Origin of the sequence: Bradyrhizobium sp. ISRA430 (genome assembly GCF_029909975.1) — a bacterium.
In the GTDB taxonomy this organism is placed as follows: Bacteria; Pseudomonadota; Alphaproteobacteria; order Rhizobiales; family Xanthobacteraceae; genus Bradyrhizobium.
Genome location: NZ_CP094516.1, coordinates 1,805,381 through 1,821,962 on the forward strand (window position 1 = coordinate 1,805,381; position 16,582 = coordinate 1,821,962).

Here is a 16,582-nt window from a genome sequence, read left to right on the forward strand (position 1 = left end):
TCGGCAGGTAAAACATAAGCATGATCGTATTCCTCCTGCTGTGACAACCTCGGCTTGCAGCGCCGAGTTCCTCAAATTGAGACCCGCCGGTCTTGGAACATTCTCGTCATTTACCGGACTACCGACGAGAACGAGCCACAGCGAGTATCAGGAACGCATCGCGTCAATCGCATGGGCGATCAAAACCACTGCGCTCGCGGCAATGAGAAACACAAACAACCAACTCACGTCCGCCTCCAATGCCGGAAGTGAACGCGCTCATCCATGCACAGTCAAAAACCATCGGACTGGAACCGCGATTCAGCGGCTCGCTGATGCTTCGCAGCAACAACTGCATCCGCTGTCGGTCCTATCGGCAGAATGCCAAAAGGAGCAACGCGCCGACCACGCAGGCTGCGAGGACTAAAAACCAAACGCCCAATACAGCTCCCCCGACTCACAGGTGAGTCAGGATTAGCCCCGCCGTTTGGCATTGAAACGTTGGATGCCAGTTTTTCCCCAAGCCAGACGCGGCCCATCTGCTATCGCTGCGCAGTCGCGTTAATCCAATACCTCTACCGTCGCCGAGCGGCCGGCGACGAGCGACAAGTTGCCCGGGACATTATCCAGCGCGATGCGCACGGGGACACGCTGGGCGAGACGTACCCAACTGAACGTCGGGTTGACGTTGGCGAGCAGGCTCGCGCCTTCGGCGCGGTCGCGGTCCTCGATGCCGGCGGCGATGCTCTCGACATGGCCGGTGAGCGTGACCTTCTCGCCCATCAGGCGGATCTGCGCCTTGTCGCCGACGCGGATGCGCGCGAGCTTGGTCTCCTCGAAATAGCCTTCGACATGAAGCGTGTCGGTGTCGACCAGCGCCATCACGCCCTTGCCGGCCGTGACGTAAGCCCCCGGCCTCAGGTCCATATTGGTGATCACGCCGTTGACGGAGGCGCGGACCTCGCTGCGATCGAGATTGAGCTGAGCGACGGCGCGGTCGGCGACGGCCTGATCGAACGCCGCCTTGGCCTGGAGCTGCGTGGCCAGCACCTGCTCCTGCTTCTGTTGCGACACCGCATCGGTCGTCAGCGCGCTGTAGCGCTTCAGGTCGGCGTTGGCCTGATCGAGAGTCGCCTGATGACCGGCGACCGCAGCGCCCGCCTGTCGCAAAGCCAGCGCGAAACGCTCGCGATCGATCCGGAACAGGACGTCGCCGCGGCGGACCTTCTGGTTGTCCTTGACCAGCACCTCCGTGACGAAGCCGGATACGTCCGGCGCGACCTGGACCACGTCGGCGCGCACGCGGCCGTCGCGCGTCCAGGGCGATTCCATGTAATAGACCCAAAGCTCGCGGCCGACGGCGAGCGCCGCGATGACGACAATCACGGTCAGCGCGAGGCGGCCGAGCCAGCCAAGATTCCCTTTCATGCGAGATACTCCGAGAGATAGACGACGCCGCCGAGCAGGCAGACGAACAGCGCGAAATCAAACAGCGCGCGATGCCAGACCAGCCGATAGAGGTCGAAGCGCTGCATGAGCCGGCGAAGCAAGGCGCTCAGCACATAGGCGATGATGATCCACACCAGCAGCGCGGGCACGAGCACACCGTAGATGTCAATCTGATATCTCATGCCGCTACACTCTCCCCTGCGCGCGGCCGATACGCCGGCGCATCCGGAAACAGGCCGCGCCGGATGCCGACGAGGCCGATCAGGGCATCTTCGCGCGCCTTGTCATTGGGGTCCTTCACCGCCCGGGCCAAGGCCCGATCGACGCTCGTCAGCAGCTCGGCCGGCATTCCGCGGCCCGCATAGCTGCGGCAGGCGATGGCGAGCTGATCGAGCATGTCGTCGATGACGTGAATGGTGGAGGCCGCAAGCCCATAGCGGGCGCGCCGCAGGTCGATAATGTTGATCCCGATGCGAAGCTGGGCCAGGCTGTCGGCGTCGCGGCGGTCGCTCTCGGAGAGAAAGGCGATGCGCTGCACGAGCAGCCCGAGCCGATGCAGCATCAGGCCTGCGAATTCGGCGCGGTCACGCCTGCCGCGACGTTCAGCGGCGACCGCGAGCGTCTTCCAGCTCGACAGCACGAGACGATTGGCGATCCATTCCGCGCCCACGCCACGCGCGATCCGGGTCACGAGCTCGGCGAAGACCACGCCGACGAAGAAAGCAACGGCGGAATTGGCGTAAGAGGCGAAATCCGCGCTGTAGGTCGACTGCAGCGCGAGCAACGTCGCGGTATTGGCCGCGAGCGCCATGCCGGTTCCCGCCGTCGCCGGCCGTGCGATCAAGAAGCCATAGAGCAGGAAGGTCGGCGCCAGCGCGATGACCAGAACCTCGAGATGGGAGATCGCGGGCACCAGTGCGAACAGATAGATCGCGACGACCACGATGGCGACCAGCGACCACAGGCCGAAGCTGCGGATGAAGCGTGCGGGCTCGTCCTGCGCAGCGAAGAACGAGCAGGCGACCGCGGCCATCATCGGCGCTGACGCGCCGTCCGGCCAACCGGTCCCGATCCAGAACGCGCAGCAGATCAGGATGGCGATGGCCGCACCGGCCGCCGACCACAGGGCCAAGCCGCGATCCCGATGACGCACGGCAGCGGCTCCGGCCTCGGAATGGAAGGCCAGATCGACGGTGGAAATGTTGCGGCTTTCCGCGATCGCCTCGCTCAGCGCACGGCAGTCGCGCGAGAGGTCGACCAGTTCCCGCAGCCGCGACAACAGACTGGTGGTGATGATCCGCTCCCAGGATGCGCTGTCATCGAGAACCGCCTGCCGCTCGGCGATCTTCGCGCGGATCCGATCGGCCGGTTGCCGTGCACTGACGTCGCTGGTGATCCATTGCGCCAGATCTTCGAGAAGTTGCCTCAACTCGGGTTGCCGGCGCAACGCCTCCTCCCCGAGCGCGGCCAGCCGGTCCTCGAGCGAGGCGATCACCGGCAGCAGCATCAGCATGCGCAGGCGGATCTCGCCGAGACCACGCACGGCGTTGCTGTCGGTCAGCCGGTCATAGGCGAGATGGGTCGAGAGCGTGTCGATCTCGACGATGTCGGTCGCGAGCTTGAGGCGGCTGCCGCGGCGCGTATCGCCGGTGCCTTGACGCAGCAGCACGACCTGGCTGAGGCGGCGTGCATCCGATAGCCAGGCATCGACACGGCCAGCTACGGCAGGCGCGACGCTGCGCGGGAAGACGATGGTGGAGACGAGGCTGGCGCAGATGATGCCGAGCGAGATTTCCTCGACCCGCGCCACGGCCGTATCAAAGATGTTGCCGGGCTCGGATACGGAGGGGAAGCCGATCAGCGCGACCGTGTACCCGGCCAGCATGAAGACATAGCTGCGTGGCGTGCCGTCGAGCAGCGACAGATAAAGACAGAGCCCGACCCAGAGCGCGATCGCCAGGCACAGGAGTTCGGGGGCATCGATGAGATTGGGCACCAGCGCGACCGTCATCGTCGCGCCGACCAGCGTCCCCATCACGCGGAAGAACGCTTTCGAGCTGGTCGCCCCCGCCAGCGGCTGGGATGTGATGTAGACGGTCGCCATCGCCCAATAGGGCCGCGGCAGATCCATCGCCAGGGCAATGACGAGCGCCAGCATCGACGCAGCGAACGTCTTCAAAGCAAAAATGAGGTCCGCGTGGCGGACCAGGAACGGCTCTTCCGCGCGCATGGCTATTTTGCCTCTGGAACGGTCTTCGCGGCATACAGGCGATTGGCCCGCTGCTCGATGCGCTGGAGTGTCTCGAAGGTTACCGCAAGTTCCTCGGCTCCGATATCTTTCAACAGGCTCGCCCGCACCCGGCGCAGCACCCGGTTGGTCTCCTCCACCTTGGCCTCGCCCGCCTTCGTGAGATGTAGCGTTTTGGCACGCCGATCGGTCGGATCCTCGCGGCGCTCCACCAGCCCTTCAGCCTCGAGCAGGTCGATCAGGCGGACCAGCGAAGGTCCCTCGATGCCCAATTCGTCGGCGAGTACGCCCTGCCGGACGTTTTCGCCCTGGCGTGACAGCACCAGCAGCGGAATCGCGGTCGCATAGGACAGGCCGTGATCGGACAGCGCCTGGTCCGACTCGCGGCGCCAGACACGGCCGAGGCGCGTGATCAGCCGGCCGATCTCGGCGTGGATATGAGCCTGCGAGGGAGCCATGCAAATTAGATAGGACACGAACTATTAGCTTGCAACTATATAGCGCAGCATAGGTCGGACGATCACGCGAAAGCGAACGAGGCAGCACGGTATGGACGCGAGTTCCACGGCAGCGGCGCGGGAGGCGGTTGCGGGCGAAAGCGCGCTGACGCTCGTCCCGACCTTCGTCGTCGTGGCCGTGGATGCCACGGGGATGGGCATCATTCTGCCGCTGCTGCCGTTCTATTCGCAGCGGCTCGGCGCCACGCCATTCATGATCGGCGCGCTGATCTCGGCCTATGCGGTCTGCCAGCTCATCGCCGGCCCCGTGGTCGGCATGCTCTCGGACCGCTATGGCCGCCGGAACGTTCTGGTCGTGAGCCAGATCGGGACCTTCGTCGGCTTCGTCCTGCTCGCGCTCGCCGGCAACCTGACGCTGGTGTTTTTGGCGCGCATCATCGACGGCTTGACCTCAGGCAACATTTCGGTCGCCCACGCCTATGCCGCCGAGCACAGCCCGCCCGCAACGCGCAAGCAGGCGCTTGGCATGACCAGCGGCGCGATCGGAACGGGGCTGCTGGTCGGTCCTGCGCTGTCGAGCCTCCTCGTCCACTACGGGGAAACTGCGCCGGTATGGGCCGCAGCCGCGCTCTCCTTGATCAGCATTCTCGCGACGATCGCCCTGCTTCCGCCGGACCATCCGGCCTCCGAGCCGCTCTATCAGCACCGTGTGCCCGAGCCGACGCTAACCCGCTCCGTGCTCGGCGTGCGCTACGCCTGGCGCCTGCTCGGCCTGCTCATCGTGTTCTTCTTCGTCAACTCGATGTTCCTGTCGCAGATCGGCCTGTTCCTGTCGGCGCGGTTCACCTGGGACGGACATCCCTTCGGCGCGCGCGAGCTCGGCTGGATGTTCGCCTATGCCGGCTTCATCAACATGGTCGTTCAGGGCCTTCTGATCACCCGCGCGAACCTGATCGCTTCCGACCGCAGCCTCGTCATCGCTGCCTTCGCCGGCATGGGGCTTGGATTTGCCGGCCTTGCGGCGGCGAGCAGCATCGGCCTGCTCGCGATCGAGCTGACGCTGATCATCGTCGGCACCATGTTCGCCCGCAGCACGCTGACGGCAGAATTGTCGCGCAGCACCGCGATCAACCGCCAGGGCATGATCATGGGCCTCAATCAATCCTTGATGTCGGGCGCAAATATCAGCGCCCCTCTCGTGAGCGGCGCGCTGATCGGCCATCGGCTCTTCGTCGCCTGGGCGCTGGGGATGGCCGCGATCGCGGCGATTGGCGCTGCGCTCGCGGGACAGTTGCTCGACACCCCGCGGACACGCTAGCGCTCCTGCCTCAGTTCACCGCGTACACGTCCGGATCGAAGCTCGAGCTCGGCTTCTTGAAGGCGTTGCGTAGGGACGGCGACATCGGGACATTGTAGTTGAGGCCGTTCGGTGGCGTCGGCGATTGCAGCCACTTCTTGTAGAGCACCTCGATCTCGGGGCTCGCATAGAGTTCTGCGGTTGCGCGATCGGCCAGCGCCTTGAACGGAGCGTCCTCCCTGCGCAGCATGATCCCGTACGGCTCCGGCTTGGAGAAGGTTTCCTCGCTGATCATGAACAGCGCCGGCTCCTTCGACCGGGCGATGGCGACCGCAAGCTGCACGTCGTCCAGCGCGTAGGCCTGTGCGCGGTCGGTCTCCAGCATCAGGAAGGCCTCGGCCTGGTCCTTGGCCGGCAGGATGTTGATGCCGAGATTGCGCTCGGTGTTGACCTTGGCGAGTTGCGTCAGGTTGACCGATCCCGCCACCGCCGTGACCGACTTGCCCTTGAGATCGTCGATGGTGTTGATCTTTGCAGCCTTCTTGGCGGCGAACCGCGTTGCGCTCAGGAAATGCGTGTTGGTGAAAGCCACCTGTTTCTGTCGATCGGCGTTGTTGGTGGTCGCCGAGCAGTGCAGATCGAGAGTGCCGTTGACCATCAGCGGAATGCGGTTCGACGACGTCACCGCGATGGTGTCCACCGCGATGTCGGGCATGCCGAGCTGCTTCTTCACGGCATCCACGATCTTGAGGCAGATATCCATGGCAAAGCCGACCGGCTTCTGGTTGCCGTCGAGATAGCTGAAGGGAACGGACGCCTCCTGGTAGCCGAGCGTGATCTTCTTCGTCTCCTTGACCTTCTGGAGCGTGCCCGAAAGGTCTTCGGCCGAGGCGGCGCTCACAAGACATGTCACGGCCAGGACAACGGTGGGTAATCGCATCGATTGCTCCTAAAGGGGGCATGGACTCGCGCCATGGTATCGAAGCGCGGGCACGGAGGTGATAGCCCAGCACCGGGACAATCGCCAGACGAGGTTACGTCTACCAGCTATCGCGATTTTCTATGTATGTTCGAGCTGAAATTGGTGACGATGCGCGCGCCCGAGGCCGCGATCATCTCAAGCTCATCAGGGCGCGCGTGAATGCAATGTGCGAGCGTCAGCCGCTCCGAGAGAAGGCCGATGTCGCGGAGCCAGCGCACTGCATGCATGTTTTTTGGACAATTCTGCGATATGATTGCACACAATCTGGTGCTGCCTTCACGCGCAGCCTGCACTAGGCTGCCCCACCTAAATCCGACTCCATGACCACCGAGCCCCCTCTCGACCTGATCTTCCGCAACGCCCTGTTGCGATCATCCGCCGCGCCGGTCGATATCGGCGTGAAGAGCGGCCGGATCGCCGCCATTGCGCCCAGGCTCGCCTGCGAGGCCGTCGAAATCGATGTCGGCGGCCGGATCGCGCTGCCCGGCTTCGTCGATACCCATATCCATCTCGACAAGGCCTGCCTGCTCGGCCGCTGCGGGCACGATCATGGCAGTCTCGGCGATGCCATCCGCGCCGTATCGGCGATGAAGCGCGACTTCACCGCCGAGGATGTCTATGCGCGCGGCGCCAAGGTGATCGAGCGCGCGATCGTGCATGGCACGACGCGCATGCGCACGCATGTCGAGATCGATCCGCGCATTTCCTTGCGCAGCTTCGAGGCGGTGAAGGCGCTCAAGCGCGACTACGCCTGGGCACTCGATCTTTCGCTCTGCGTCTTTCCGCAGGAGGGCCTGACCAACGATCCCGGCACCGAGGAGCTCTTGATCCAGGCGCTGCGCGACGGTGGCGAGGTTATCGGCGGCTGCCCCTATACCGACGCCGACCCAAACACGCATCTCGAACGCATCTTCGATCTTGCCCAGGAGTTCGACGTCGATGTCGACCTTCATCTCGACTTCGATCTCGATCCATCCTGGTGGCACCTCGACGAAGTCTGCCGGCAGACCGAGCGGCGCAACTACGGGGGGCGCGTTGCGATCGGCCATGCCACAAAGCTCTCGGCGCTGCCGCCGGAACGTCTGAGATCGGCCACCGCACAATTGGCGAAAGCCGGTGTCGCCGTCACCGTGCTCCCGGCCACCGATCTCTACCTGATGGGGCGCGAGGCCAGCCACAACGCGCCGCGCGGACTGACGCTCGCTCACAAACTCGCGGGCGACGGCGTCGTGTGCTCGGTCGCAACCAACAACGTGCTCAACCCTTTCACGCCGTTCGGCGATGCCTCGCTGCTGCGGATGGCGAATTTCTACGCCAATGTCGCGCACGCATCCGTCGCCGACTTCGATACGTGTCTCGATCTCGTCACCGAGCTGCCCGCGCGCCTGATGAATCTGACGGACTACGGCATCAAGCTCGGCAATCCCGCCGACCTCGTCGTGCTCGATACACAGGATAGCAGCTTCGCCATCGCCGAGCTTCCGGACATCGTGATGGGGTTCAAGAACGGCCGGAAGACGTTTGAGCGGCCCCAGGTGATCCTGTTTGGTCCCTCCGGCCCGAGCCGCTGCGCCTGATTGCGAGGCGCATTGCGCAGCAGCCAAGGCCGCGCGACTATTGCAGCGATCGACAAAATGAGGACGAACAGGATGGCCTTTGACACGATCTTCCTGAATGCCCGCTTCGACGGCGGCACCACGCATCACATCGCGGTCGAGAGTGGCCGCATCGCCGCGATCACGACCGCCAACGATCATCCCGCCGCGACGGAGACGGTCGACCTCGGCAATGCCTTGGTCGTCCCCGGCTTCGTCGAGGGTCATATCCATCTCGATACCAGTTTCTATGGCGACGCCTGGCGGCCGCACAAGCCATGCACCAACGGCTTCGACGTGCGCGAGCGCGTGGCCTTTCAGGCCCAGAATATGGCGGACGCGGCTCCAATGGACGTTCGCGCCCGCAATCAGCTCGACCTCTGCATCGGGCACGGCTCCACGCAAATGCGCAGCCATGTCATGGTCGACGGCTCAGTCGGCCTGAAGTCACTCGAGACGATTTTGCGCGTGCGCGAGGAATACCGGGGCCTGATCGACATCCAGCTCGTCGCCTTTCCGCAGAGCGGCATTCTGGCGAGCCCCGGGACGCCGCAATTGCTGGACGAGGCCGTCGGGCTCGGCGCCAACGTCGTCGGTGGGCTCGATCCCGCAAGCTTCGACCGCGACGTCGAGAAGCATCTCGATGTCGTCTTCGGCGTGGCGGGGAAGCACGGCGTCGATGTCGACATTCACCTGCACGACAGCGGCACGCTGGGCGCTTTCGAGATCGAGCAGATTGCGGCGCGCACGCGCGCACTCGGCATGGAGGGCCATGTTGCCGTCAGCCATGCCTACGGGCTCGGCGACATCACGCCCGATCATCTTAAGAAGATCGCCGACACCCTCGCCCGCTCCGGCGTCGCCATCATGACGAATGCGCCGGGGGCTCGTCCCTTCCCGCCGGTCCTTACCCTGCGCAGGGCCGGCGTGACCGTCTTCAGCGGCAACGACAACATTCGCGATTCCTGGTGGCCATATGGCGACGGCGACATGCTGCGCCGCGCGGCAACGATCGGATATCGCTCGGGGTTCAATATCGACGAAGAGCTGCGCCTCGCCTTCGATCTCGTCACCGAAGCCGGCGCAAGAGCGCTACGGCTCGAAGGCTATGGCCTGAAGGTCGGCGCCAAGGCCGATTTCGTGACGTTGAATGCGGAGCACGTCCCCGAGGCGGTCGTCGCTTCGCCGCAGCCGCGCTCCGTCTACAAGGAAGGCAAGCTCGTCGCATCGAACGGTAAGATTGTCGGGAAGCGCAAGTGACGGTCGGGCTAACGGCAGGGCGTTGAGGCGCGTCACGTCTTTCGCTCGATCTTCGCCAGGATGCGGTCCGCCTCGGTACGCCAATCGGCGCTGCGGGCGAACTCCTGTGTTCCTTTCATGCCGAACAGACCTTCGTCGGCAAGATCGGCGACCCAGGCTTGTCGCTCGGCGGTGCCCTGCGCCGACCATGGGGTCAGCCCCGCCTCGCGCACGGTCTCGGCAACTTCCCGCACCTCCTCAGCGCGGCGGCGACCGTGCTCGATCACGCGCTGGAAGAAATAGGCGCCCTGCTTCTCCCAATTGATGCCGGGAAAGGTCTCGGCCAGCGAAGCCAGCACGGCATCCTCGACGCCATAGGCGCGCGCAGTCGTAAAGCTCTCGATGACCATGGCCTCCAGGCCCTTGATCATAATGCTACGGCACATCTTGACCGCCGATGAAACGCCAAGTTTGTCGCTCGCGACCTTGGCCGCAAAACCGATCGCATTCAGCAGCGGCTCCAGCTCCTTCGCGCCGGGGCCGCCGAGCAAAAGCGGTACCTTGATGCGATAGGGCGGCACCGAGGTCATCACCGCGCCCTCGACATAGCGCCCGCCGGCGCCATCGATCAGCGCGGCTGCGCACTGCTTGGCGCCGGGCGAAGCCGAGTTGAAATCGAGGAACCAGGTGCCCTGGTTGACCGCGGCAGCGCACGCCTTGGCCACCGGAACGGCCTGACTTGCCGTGACGGCGGAGACGATGAAGTCCGATTTCGCGGTCAGCTCGGCATGCGAACTTGCAAGCGTCACGCCGAATTTCGCTGCATGATCCCTGAGCGGCACGCCCTGCTCGCCGCCGAGCTTGATGTCATAGGCTGAGACCTTGATGCCCTGCTGGCGCAGATCCTCGGCGAGGATCCTGCCGACCTCCCCGTAGCCGACCAGCCCAATCTGCCATCGCCTCGGATCCGTCATCAGTTCAGCCTTCCAGTGGTGTCGTCAAAGAGCTCGTCGACGGCAAGGCGATGCGGGATCAGCGCCTGCTGGAACGCGTAGTCGATGATCAGCTCCAGCGGCTTGCGATTGGCCTCGACCCCGAACGGAACGAGATCGGGCACCGCGGCGGGTCCGATCTGCGTCTTGCTCTGCTTGAGAAGATCATAGATCCCTGCGACGACGTCCGGGTGCGATTTTGCGAGCCGCTCGGTCACGACCACGAGATGGTTGACCGGAACGACGCCCCGGCGCGCGTACCACTTCGCGGCCTCCGCAGCCGGATCAGGGAATAGCGGCTTGAGGCGCGGATCGTTCGAGGTCTCGCCGAGAACGGCGTCGAGCTCGCCATCGAGCAGCATCTGCAGGATCTTCTTGTCCTTCGGCGCCCGCTCCGTGGTGTCGACATATTCGGCGACATGCGGATCCTCGAACGTCACCCAACGGATGCTGTCGAGGTTGACGCCGTAGTCGTTGGCGAGGATGCCCCTGATCCAGGCGCCCGTCGTCGTCGTGAACGAGCGGATGCCGACGCGCTTGCCATCGAGGTCGGAAGGCCCGAGCATTCCGCGCTCCGGATTGTACAGTGCGTACGAATGTTGGAAGCGGCCTAACATGGTCGCGGGCAGCAGCACCAGCGGCTTGCCGTGCGCCTTCGCCATCAGATAGGTGACGATCGCCATCTCGCAGACGTCGAACGCCTGCTCGCGCACCATCGGCTTGAACGCCGTGTTGGTCGGCGTGTACTCGATGAAGTCGAGATCGAAGCGGTCGGAGCGGAGCTCGCCGCTCCTCACCGCCTTGACATGCGCGTGACTGCCGAGCACGGCCTTAAGCTTGAGACGATCCATCCGTCCGCTCCGCTTCTCTTGCCTAGCCGCTCAGGCATCCTCGGGATTGTCGACATAGACGAGCCCGGCTTTCGCCAGAGCCTCGCGCATGTTGTACATGTCGAGGCCGAGCTCACCCGAGGCGAGGCGCTTGCGCTTGCCGCCCTCGTCGGCGTCCCGCCTCTTCGCCTTTTCGGCGACTTCGGCCGCGTAGCGCTTCGGCACCACCACGACGCCGTCATCATCGGCCACGACGATGTCGCCGGGTTCGACGTTGACGCCGGCGCAGACCACGGGAACATTGACCGAGCCGAGCGTGGCCTTGACCGTGCCCTTGGCCGAAACGGCGCGCGACCACACGGGAAACTTCATCTCGTGCAGCGCTTTGACGTCGCGGCAGCCGGCATCGATGATCAGCCCCTGCACGCCGCGCGCCTGGAGCGAGGTCGCGAGCAATTCGCCGAACATGCCGTCGGTATTGTCGGTGGTGCAGCCGACGACGAGAACGTCGCCCTTCCTGCACTGCTCGACGGCGACATGGATCATCCAGTTGTCGCCGGGCTGCGCCAGCACGGTGACGGCGGGGCCGGCAATCGCCGCGCCCGGCCAGACCGGCCGAAGATAAGGCTTCATCAGACCGAAGCGTCCGTAGGCCTCGTGCACGGTGGAGACGCCGTACTCCGCCATTCCGGCGGGATCAGCGCGCTCGATGTTACGAACGACGACCGGCTTCATGCCAGGACCTCCTCGACGGTCGGGAACAGGCGCTGATAGGCCTCGCCATAGGTCATGGGCACGCCGGTGTTGCGGCTGCCCTGGATGCCGCGGTTGAGCGCGACGCGCTCGTAATAGCCCCAGAGATGCTTTTGCGCGGCGAGGATCTGGAACGCCTCGTACTTCTCTTTCCAGACCTCGTCGATCTTGAGGATCAGGTTCGGCTTGAAGTTGCACATCTCCGGCTGATGCGGCTCGAACAGGAAGACCGGCGGCGCTGCGTATTTGTACTGCGCGCCGGGCTTGTGACCCATGGCCTGCGCCACGACGCGGGTCTCCTGCGCGAAATGCGCCGCGCTCGGATGATCGAAATTATAGGGGTCTTCCAGCGCGTGCGTCAGCACGAAGCTCGGATTGAGCTCGCGGTAGATGTCGACCATGCGATCGAAATGCGTCTCGTTGAGCTTCAGCGGATAGTCCCCGCAGTCGAAGAACTCGATCTCCGCGCCGAGCAGTTTGGCCGCCCGCTCAGCCTCGTCCTTGCGGCCGGCCTTGACCGATTCCAGCGTCGCACCCTTCTCCTTCCAGGCAAACTGGCTCTCACCGCGCTCGCCGAAGGACATGCAGACGATCTTCATCCGGTAGCCCTTCTTGGCGTGCAGCGCGATGGCGCCGCCGGCGCGCCAGACGAAGTCGCCCGGATGGGCGGTGATCACGAGACCTGTCTTCATGGGACAAACTCCCCTCTTTCATTCCTTGGCATCATAGGCTCCCTGCTTTGGGCAGGCAGCAGGTTCATCGGGCCGCGGCGACTGCAGGTTCCTCTCCGTCGAGCACGCGCTGCAAGCGCTCGCGGTCGAGCGCGCCCTCCCATTTGGCAATCGCGATGGTCGCAACCGCGTTCCCGATCAGATTGGTCGGCGTCAGCCCCTGTGACATCAGGCGATGGATGCCGAGCACGAGCGCGACGCTGGCAACGGGAATGGTGCCGGTGGCCGAGAGCGTCGCCGCCAGCACGACGAACGCGGCCCCCGCGATCCCCGCCGCGCCCTTCGAGGTGACGAGCAGGATCAAAAGCAACTCGATCTGTTCGGCGAGCCCGAACGGCGTGTTGGTCGCCTGCGCCAGGAACACCGAGGCGGCGGCGAGGTAAAGGCAGGTGCCGTCGAGGTTGAAGGAATAGCCGGTCGGGATCACGAGCCCGACGACGCTGCGCTCGCAGCCGGCCTTCTCCAGCTTCGACAGCATGCGCGGCAGCACGGTTTCCGAGGAGGTCGTGGCAATGCAGATCAACAGCTCTTCCCAGATGTAGCGGATCAGCTTGAACAGGCTGAAGCCGCACAGCCGCGCCACCGGGCCGAGCGCCACGACGATGAAGACCACGCAGGTCAGATAGAAGCCGCCCAGCAGCTTGCCGAGGGAAGCCAGTGAGCCGACGCCGAACTTGCCGACGGTAAACGCGATGGCGCCGAACGCGCCGATAGGCGCGGCCCACATCACGAAGCCGACGACGGCAAACACCATCTTGGCGGCGACATCGATCAGATTGACCAGCGGCGCCGCACGCTCGCCGAGCTGCACCAGCGCGAAGCCGCAGAGGACGGAGATGAACAGGACCTGGAGGATGTTGCCTTCGGCAAAGGCGCCGATAAACGTCGACGGCACAATGTTCATCAGGAACGGCACGAAGCCGATGGCGCCGGTCTGCTTGACGTAAGGCTCGATCGCGCTGGCGTTGATGGTCGCCGGATCGATGTTCATGCCGACGCCGGGCCTCAGCAGGTTGACGGCGATGAGGCCGATCACCAGCGCGATCGTGGTCATGATCTCGAAATAGACGATGGCCTTGACGGCGACGCGCCCCACACGTGCCATGTCTGCCATATGGGCGATGCCGTGCACGACGGTGCAGAAGATGATCGGCGCGATCAGCATCCGGATCGCCTTGATGAAGGCGTCGCCGAGCGGCTGCATCTTCGCACCCGCTTCGGGATTAACGATCCCAAGCGCGATGCCGGCCGCCATGGCGATGAGCACCTGGATCCAGAGCTCCTTCCACCAGGCGCGGCCGCGCGGCTTGTCGATCGCAAGCGCCGTCATGCGTCGAACCCGAACAGGCGTGCGGGATTGCTGACAAGGATCTTCTGCTGGAATTCGGCCTCCGGCGCGAACAGCGGGATCAGGTCGACGAGGTCGCCGTCGTTCGGCATGACCTTGACGTTGGGATGCGGCCAGTCCGTGCCCCAGATGACGCGGTCGGGCGCAGTCTCGACGATCTTTCGCGCGAAGGGCACGGCATCCGTGAACGGCGGACCAGTCGACGACACTCGCTCCGAGCCGCAGATCTTGACCCAGCACTTCTCGTCGCGCTGCATCAGCTCGATCAGAACCTTGAACGGAAGCTGGTCGAGCCCGTCGGAGGCCTTCACCCGGCCCATGTGATCAATGGTGTAGCTCAGCGGCAGCCGGGCCAGCAGGTCGGCATATTCGGGCAGATCGATCGCATCGAAATGCAGGTCGATGTGCCAGCCGAGCGGCGCCACCATGGCGATGACGCGGTCGAACACGCGCTTGTCGGGAACGCCGCCGAGATGACGGACGAAATTGAAGCGGCAGCCGCGAAAGCCGCCCTCGTGCAGCTCACGCAAGCCCCGCTCGGTGATGGTGTCGTCGATATTGGCGACCGCGCGATAGGCCCCATTGCTCTGCGCAATGGCATCGAGCGCGACCGTATTATCGGTGCCGTGCACGCTGGCATTGACGATGACGGCGCGCTCCACGCCGAGCTTGGCATGCAGCGCCCTGAAATCCTCGAGCGGCGCGTCGGGCGGCGTGTAGGAGCGGTCCGGTGCATACGGATATTTCGCGCCGGGCCCGAAGATATGGCAATGCGCGTCGCAAGACAGTTTTGGCAGCTTGAACTTCGGCGTGCGCGTGTTCGGATCGGGCGGCGGAATGGTCGGCGTGTACATCATCGTCATCAGGTGAACTTGAATAGTCGCGCCGGATTGTCGACCAGCAGCTTCTGCTGGACTTTCGCATCGCGCGCATAGAGGGGGATCAGGTCGACGATTTCGCCGTCATTCGGCATGACCTTGACGTTGGGATGCGGCCAGTCGGTGCCCCACAGCACGCGATCGGGCGCGTTGTCGATCAGCGCCTTGGCGAACGGAACCGCGTCGTGGAACGGCTTGCCGGCGCTGGAGGCGCGCTCGAGGCCGGTGATCTTGACCCAGCACTTCTCGTCCTTCTTCTGAAGGTCAAGCAATGCGGTAAAGCCGGGATCGTCGAGCCCCTTGCCGGCCTGGACCGTTCCCATGTGGTCGATCACATAGGGCGTCGGCAGCGCGGTCAGGATAGGCGCGAATTCGGCGATCGTTCCCGGCTCGAAATAGACGTCGACGTGCCAGCCGAGTTCGGCAACGCGATGCACGATGCGCTGGAACTTGGCCATGTCGCCGACGCCGCCGAGGCGCTTCAGGAACGCAAAGCGGCAACCGCAGATGCCGCCCTTGTCCAGCGCCGCGAGTTCGTGATCGGACATCTCGTCATTGACGTTGGCAATGCCCTTATAGGCGCCCTCGCTCTGCGCGATGGCGTCGGTGACGACGCGATTGTCGGTGCCGTGCACGGTCGCATTGACGATCACGCAGCGCTCGACGCCGACCTTCTCGTGAACGCTGCGGAACGCCTCCAGCGGTGCGTCGGCGGTGTTGTAGGGCCGGTTCGGCGCAAAGGGATAGCGGGCTACGGGTCCGAAGATATGGGTATGGGCGTCGCAGGATTTCGGCGGCAGTTTGAACGACGGCGTCTTGGGATCAGGATCGGGCGGGTTGATCGTCGGGATCACCTTCTCGGCGCCTTGCGCGCACGCCTCACTCGCCCAAGCGGCGCCGGCGATCCCGGTCAATAGATGCAAGCACTCCCGCCTGTTCATGTCCTCAACACCCAGTCACATGGTCCGCTTGCGAGCCGAAACGCGACCCGCGCTTCCCCTCGACGGTTTCTTTCAAGTCTTGCTGCTTGCGACCGTGCGCCGTCGGACCGGCGCGGTCTGATCGAGCGCCGGCGCCTGTAACGCGGCGACTGTGGCCCGCACGAGCTGCTCGATGGCACTCGCGGCATCGCTGCCGTCGGCCTCGCCGCGCGACAGGCGCGAGACGCGCTCCGGTGTCACCAGCGAATAATAGAGCGCGCCGAGCAGGAAGTGGCTGCGCCAGACGATCTCGGTGCGCGGAATGTGGGGCAGGCTCTCGTGGATCGCATCGATGAAGGCATGGCTGGTGTCGTCGAAGGTCTGCGCGATGATCCGCCGCGCGACCTCGTTGCCTTCGGCCGACATCACGGCGCGCAGGCGCGTGAAGCGCGCACCGCCGCCGGCAAGATCGCTGCCCGAGGTGAAGGCCGGCACCACATAGGCCCGCACGATCGCCTCGAGCCGGTCCTGCAGATCGCGCACGCGCTTGGCGGCCGCCAACAGCTCGGAACGACGCAGGTTCATCGGCCCGCAATGACGCCGGTAGATCTCCAGCAGCAGGCCGTCCTTAGTCTTGAAATGATAGGTCACGCTGCCGGGATTGGCCCCGGCGGCGTGTGCGATGTCGCGCACCGACACGGCGTTGAAGCCGTTGGTGGCGAACAGCTCCTCGGCCGCCGCGAGGATCGCCTCGCGCATGTTCGGCTTGCGGGCCGTTTCCTTGCTTGTGGGTTTGCGTACCATGTGATTTGTACTATCGTACAAAAGATCAGGTCTCGTCAACAAAAACCATGGGCAACGTCCGGGACGGCTAGAAAAGACC

Annotated in this window: 16 protein-coding genes and 1 pseudogene; 3 read left to right on the forward strand and 14 right to left on the reverse strand. The window is 64.5% G+C overall.

All coding sequences use genetic code 11. The features are described 5' to 3' along the window. Window positions 1–540: 540 nt before the first annotated feature. From MTX21_RS09240 to MTX21_RS09255, 4 genes are read right to left on the reverse strand one after another with little or no spacing between them, the layout of a single operon-like run. Window positions 541–1,407, reverse strand: coding sequence for an HlyD family secretion protein (locus MTX21_RS09240; RefSeq protein WP_280964491.1), 867 nt, complete (start codon window positions 1,405–1,407; stop codon window positions 541–543). Then, window positions 1,404–1,610: a DUF1656 domain-containing protein gene (locus MTX21_RS09245; protein WP_280964492.1), complete on the reverse strand. Its 207-nt coding sequence runs from the start codon at window positions 1,608–1,610 to the stop codon at window positions 1,404–1,406. Before MTX21_RS09245 ends, MTX21_RS09240 begins: the two co-directional genes overlap by 4 nt. Beyond that, window positions 1,607–3,658, reverse strand: coding sequence for an FUSC family protein (locus MTX21_RS09250; protein ID WP_280964493.1), 2,052 nt, complete (start codon window positions 3,656–3,658; stop codon window positions 1,607–1,609). The genes MTX21_RS09245 and MTX21_RS09250 overlap by 4 nt, the downstream gene beginning before the upstream one ends. Before the next feature lie 2 nt (window positions 3,659–3,660). Then, on the reverse strand, window positions 3,661–4,134 hold the full coding sequence (locus MTX21_RS09255) for a MarR family transcriptional regulator (RefSeq protein WP_280971012.1): 474 nt from the start codon (window positions 4,132–4,134) through the stop codon (window positions 3,661–3,663). Between the two features lie 91 nt (window positions 4,135–4,225). Between MTX21_RS09255 and MTX21_RS09260 the strand changes: the two genes are divergently transcribed. Next, a complete protein-coding gene (locus MTX21_RS09260; RefSeq protein ID WP_280964494.1) occupies window positions 4,226–5,452 on the forward strand; it encodes an MFS transporter in 1,227 nt (408 codons plus the stop codon). 10 nt (window positions 5,453–5,462) lie between these two features. On the opposite strand, the gene MTX21_RS09265 is transcribed toward MTX21_RS09260, so the two are convergent. Together MTX21_RS09265 and MTX21_RS09270 are read right to left on the reverse strand one after the other, a co-directional pair. After that, entirely contained in the window at window positions 5,463–6,371 is a 909-nt protein-coding gene (locus MTX21_RS09265) for an amino acid ABC transporter substrate-binding protein (protein WP_280964495.1), read from the reverse strand. A gap of 113 nt (window positions 6,372–6,484) precedes the next feature. Then, a pseudogene (locus tag MTX21_RS09270) lies at window positions 6,485–6,631 on the reverse strand (amidohydrolase); the annotation flags it as partial. A 102-nt stretch (window positions 6,632–6,733) separates the two neighbouring features. On the opposite strand from MTX21_RS09270, the gene MTX21_RS09275 reads away from it, so the two are divergent. Both MTX21_RS09275 and MTX21_RS09280 read left to right on the forward strand, forming a co-directional pair. Beyond that, window positions 6,734–7,990 carry an amidohydrolase family protein gene (locus MTX21_RS09275; RefSeq protein ID WP_280964496.1) on the forward strand — a complete coding sequence of 419 codons (1,257 nt, stop codon included), beginning with the start codon at window positions 6,734–6,736 and terminating at the stop codon, window positions 7,988–7,990. Between the two features lie 72 nt (window positions 7,991–8,062). After that, on the forward strand, window positions 8,063–9,268 hold the full coding sequence (locus tag MTX21_RS09280; RefSeq protein ID WP_280964497.1) for an amidohydrolase family protein: 1,206 nt from the start codon (window positions 8,063–8,065) through the stop codon (window positions 9,266–9,268). A 32-nt stretch (window positions 9,269–9,300) separates the two neighbouring features. Here MTX21_RS09280 and MTX21_RS09285 read toward each other — a convergent pair whose 3' ends face one another. From MTX21_RS09285 to MTX21_RS09320, 8 genes are all read right to left on the reverse strand, one after another. Beyond that, window positions 9,301–10,224, reverse strand: coding sequence for a DUF1932 domain-containing protein (locus MTX21_RS09285; RefSeq protein WP_280971013.1), 924 nt, complete (start codon window positions 10,222–10,224; stop codon window positions 9,301–9,303). Next, on the reverse strand, window positions 10,221–11,090 hold the full coding sequence (locus MTX21_RS09290; RefSeq protein WP_280964498.1) for a hypothetical protein: 870 nt from the start codon (window positions 11,088–11,090) through the stop codon (window positions 10,221–10,223). Before MTX21_RS09290 ends, MTX21_RS09285 begins: the two co-directional genes overlap by 4 nt. Before the next feature lie 30 nt (window positions 11,091–11,120). Continuing rightward, the gene (locus MTX21_RS09295) at window positions 11,121–11,804 is read right to left on the reverse strand and encodes a 4-carboxy-4-hydroxy-2-oxoadipate aldolase/oxaloacetate decarboxylase (RefSeq protein WP_280964499.1); all 684 of its coding nucleotides are present in this window, start codon (window positions 11,802–11,804) and stop codon (window positions 11,121–11,123) included. Then, a complete protein-coding gene (locus MTX21_RS09300) occupies window positions 11,801–12,514 on the reverse strand; it encodes a PIG-L deacetylase family protein (protein ID WP_280964500.1) in 714 nt (237 codons plus the stop codon). Before MTX21_RS09300 ends, MTX21_RS09295 begins: the two co-directional genes overlap by 4 nt. A 64-nt stretch (window positions 12,515–12,578) precedes the next feature. Beyond that, window positions 12,579–13,883 (reverse strand): C4-dicarboxylate transporter DctA, encoded by a 1,305-nt coding sequence (gene dctA / locus MTX21_RS09305; protein ID WP_280964501.1) that lies wholly within the window; start codon window positions 13,881–13,883, stop codon window positions 12,579–12,581. Next, complete coding sequence (locus MTX21_RS09310; RefSeq protein ID WP_280964502.1) at window positions 13,880–14,764, reverse strand: amidohydrolase family protein; 885 nt, start codon at window positions 14,762–14,764, stop codon at window positions 13,880–13,882. Before MTX21_RS09310 ends, dctA begins: the two co-directional genes overlap by 4 nt. Continuing rightward, entirely contained in the window at window positions 14,764–15,720 is a 957-nt protein-coding gene (locus MTX21_RS09315; protein WP_280964503.1) for an amidohydrolase family protein, read from the reverse strand. The genes MTX21_RS09310 and MTX21_RS09315 overlap by 1 nt, the downstream gene beginning before the upstream one ends. A 72-nt stretch (window positions 15,721–15,792) precedes the next feature. Further along, window positions 15,793–16,503, reverse strand: coding sequence for a TetR family transcriptional regulator (locus MTX21_RS09320; RefSeq protein WP_280964504.1), 711 nt, complete (start codon window positions 16,501–16,503; stop codon window positions 15,793–15,795). Window positions 16,504–16,582 lie beyond the last annotated feature (79 nt).

Bases quoted from the DNA above. Each gene is read 5' to 3' on its own strand.
- MTX21_RS09260 (WP_280964494.1), top strand. From the start codon at position 4,226: ATGGACGCGAGTTCCACGGCAGCGGCGCGGGAGGCGGTTGCGGGCGAA.
- MTX21_RS09240 (WP_280964491.1), bottom strand. From the start codon at position 1,407: ATGAAAGGGAATCTTGGCTGGCTCGGCCGCCTCGCGCTGACCGTGATT.
- MTX21_RS09245 (WP_280964492.1), bottom strand. From the start codon at position 1,610: ATGAGATATCAGATTGACATCTACGGTGTGCTCGTGCCCGCGCTGCTG.
- MTX21_RS09300 (WP_280964500.1), bottom strand. From the start codon at position 12,514: ATGAAGACAGGTCTCGTGATCACCGCCCATCCGGGCGACTTCGTCTGG.
- MTX21_RS09295 (WP_280964499.1), bottom strand. From the start codon at position 11,804: ATGAAGCCGGTCGTCGTTCGTAACATCGAGCGCGCTGATCCCGCCGGA.
- MTX21_RS09265 (WP_280964495.1), bottom strand. From the start codon at position 6,371: ATGCGATTACCCACCGTTGTCCTGGCCGTGACATGTCTTGTGAGCGCC.
- MTX21_RS09250 (WP_280964493.1), bottom strand. From the start codon at position 3,658: ATGCGCGCGGAAGAGCCGTTCCTGGTCCGCCACGCGGACCTCATTTTT.
- MTX21_RS09280 (WP_280964497.1), top strand. From the start codon at position 8,063: ATGGCCTTTGACACGATCTTCCTGAATGCCCGCTTCGACGGCGGCACC.
- MTX21_RS09290 (WP_280964498.1), bottom strand. From the start codon at position 11,090: ATGGATCGTCTCAAGCTTAAGGCCGTGCTCGGCAGTCACGCGCATGTC.
- MTX21_RS09275 (WP_280964496.1), top strand. From the start codon at position 6,734: ATGACCACCGAGCCCCCTCTCGACCTGATCTTCCGCAACGCCCTGTTG.
- MTX21_RS09255 (WP_280971012.1), bottom strand. From the start codon at position 4,134: ATGGCTCCCTCGCAGGCTCATATCCACGCCGAGATCGGCCGGCTGATC.
- MTX21_RS09310 (WP_280964502.1), bottom strand. From the start codon at position 14,764: ATGACGATGATGTACACGCCGACCATTCCGCCGCCCGATCCGAACACG.
- MTX21_RS09320 (WP_280964504.1), bottom strand. From the start codon at position 16,503: ATGGTACGCAAACCCACAAGCAAGGAAACGGCCCGCAAGCCGAACATG.
- MTX21_RS09315 (WP_280964503.1), bottom strand. From the start codon at position 15,720: ATGAACAGGCGGGAGTGCTTGCATCTATTGACCGGGATCGCCGGCGCC.
- dctA (WP_280964501.1), bottom strand. From the start codon at position 13,883: ATGACGGCGCTTGCGATCGACAAGCCGCGCGGCCGCGCCTGGTGGAAG.